At 33.7% G+C, this 2,281-nt stretch carries 2 protein-coding genes; one reads left to right on the top strand and one right to left on the bottom strand.

Annotated features, from left to right (window positions below):
- Positions 1 to 495 (bottom strand): hypothetical protein (locus AC061C_RS15610; protein WP_478291935.1); only part of this gene is annotated, 495 nt, incomplete at its 3' end.
- 231 nt (positions 496 to 726) lie between these two features.
- Here AC061C_RS15610 and AC061C_RS15605 point away from each other — a divergent pair.
- Entirely contained in the window at positions 727 to 2,109 is a 1,383-nt protein-coding gene (locus AC061C_RS15605) for an MATE family efflux transporter (RefSeq protein WP_478291934.1), read from the top strand.
- Positions 2,110 to 2,281: the final 172 nt, after the last annotated feature.

Genomic DNA, 2,281 nt, shown 5'->3' with positions numbered 1-2,281 from the left:
GTAGTGTGTATAATTCAAAGAAATATCTATGTATTTAGTAGCATAACCTACACTTGGAGATAATAATAAAGAAGTGTCGTCTCTTGTGTTTTCTACATTACTTGTTGCAAATGCAGCACCAGCTTCTCCCATTACGTAGAATTGGTCATTCCAAATAAAAGCTTTGAAACCCGCTTTAGCTGGAATAATACCTAAATCTTTTCCTTCTGTTTGACCAGCAAACCCATCAGCTTTGCTTACAAATAAATTAGTGTAACCTGTAGTCAATGTCAAAGAGTATCTTTTTGATAAATCGTATTGTCCTCTAACATCTGCTCCTAATGCTAATTTATAAGGATCATTAGTAGAATATCCAGCATTTAAACCAACACCTAAACGGAATCCCTGATCGTAATTTGTATCTTGATTTGTTGTTTCTTGAGCTTGTGCATTATTAGCAAACATCATTGCTACTGTGAATACAAAAAGCATTTTGATTTTTCCTGTCATTTTCATAATTGTAATATTTTATTTGTTTTTTTATTGTTGCTAGTTGGATTTAATTACCCGTTTGCAACAGTGCAAAAGTATACTGATTACAGGCATTGTTTGTTATAGAATTGTTTAGTTTTGTTATAGAATTACTTGTTTTCTTCAAAATAGATAGCACTACGGAGTGTTTTATTGTCAATTGTGTTGAAAGAATTGAAACCTTCTAATTATCTTTGCTTTCAAAAAAAACATCAAGTGAATTTATCCCAATACTTCAAAGAGTTTTCATATAATATTAAATTGGCATATCCAGTAATTCTAGGAATGTTAGGGCATACTTTGATTGGGATAGTCGATAATTTTATGGTCGGGAAACTGGGGTCTACAGAGTTGGCTGCAGTTTCTTTGGGAAACAGCTTTATATTTATTGCCTTATCATTAGGGATAGGGTTTTCTACGGCAATTACACCATTAGTTGCTGAGGCTGATGCTGAAAATGATGTATCAAAAATTCGAACCACGTTTCATCACGGTTTGCTTTTATGTACGGTTCTAGGAGTTGCATTATTTATTTTGACCGTGTTGTCTAAACAAATTATGTATTTGATGCACCAACCCAAAGAAGTCGCTGATATGGCAGCTCCATATATTGATTGGGTTGCTTTTTCCTTGATTCCAGTGATTATGTATCAAGGCTACAAGCAATTTGCGGATGGTCTAGCCAAAACGAAATACTCTATGTACGCTATTTTTATGGCTAATGTGGTGCATGTTTTTTTTAATTACGTGCTTATATATGGAGTTTGGATATTTCCAAAATTAGGCATCTTGGGAGCCGCTCTAGGAACGGTTTTGTCCAGAATAATGATGGTGGTTTTTATGCATTATTTGATGAAAAGAAATGCCGACTTGAAAAAATATTTTAAGAATTTTAGTTTTAAAGAAATCCGAAAGTCAATTTTGAAAAAAATCATCAATCTTGGTTTACCGTCAGCGATGCAAATGTTGTTTGAAGTAACGTTGTTCACAGCGGCAATTTGGCTCTCCGGTTCTTTAGGTAAAAACAGTCAAGCGGCCAATCAGATTGCACTTATTCTGGCATCGTCTACTTTTATGGTTGCCATGGGATTGAGTGTTACGGCAATGATTCGAGTGAGTCACACTAAAGGCATCAACGATTATAAAAAACTGATCGTTGTAGCGCGTTCTATATTTTTGTTGGCTATTATTTTAGAAACCTTTTTCGCTATTGTGTTTGTTGTTTTACATAACTTCTTACCCCATTTATTCTTAAATATGAATGATGCTTCTCAGGTGCTGGACAATTCCGAAATCATTGCTATTACATCAAAATTATTATTGATTGCTGCCATATTCCAAATTTCTGATGGTATTCAAGTCGTTGTTTTAGGTGCATTACGCGGTTTGCAAGATGTAAAAATTCCCATGTACATTACCTTTGTGGCGTATTGGGTCATCGGCTTTCCTATTTCCTATTATTTGGGCAAGTATACGGAGCTCAAGGCTGTTGGAATCTGGATCGGACTCTTGGCAGGATTAACAGCGGCAGCTATTTTTTTATACATTCGCTTTGCGAAACTTACAAAAAAGTTAGTTTTACAAAATCATAAAGAATAAAATTTTTCGTACGCTGTAACTTCTCATTCGTATTTCCGTATAACAAGAATAATAATCTAACCAATAAAAAAATGATACTATTAATTATTCTTGGAATAATCTTTTTGATTTTAAGTTTTACATTAAAAAACAACCTAAATTCTTTCTCTAAATTCTCTGGAAGTCTTAAAAT

Source organism: Flavobacterium sp. GNP010, from assembly GCF_056428945.1.
This window is presented reverse-complemented; position numbering and strand designations above follow the sequence as displayed.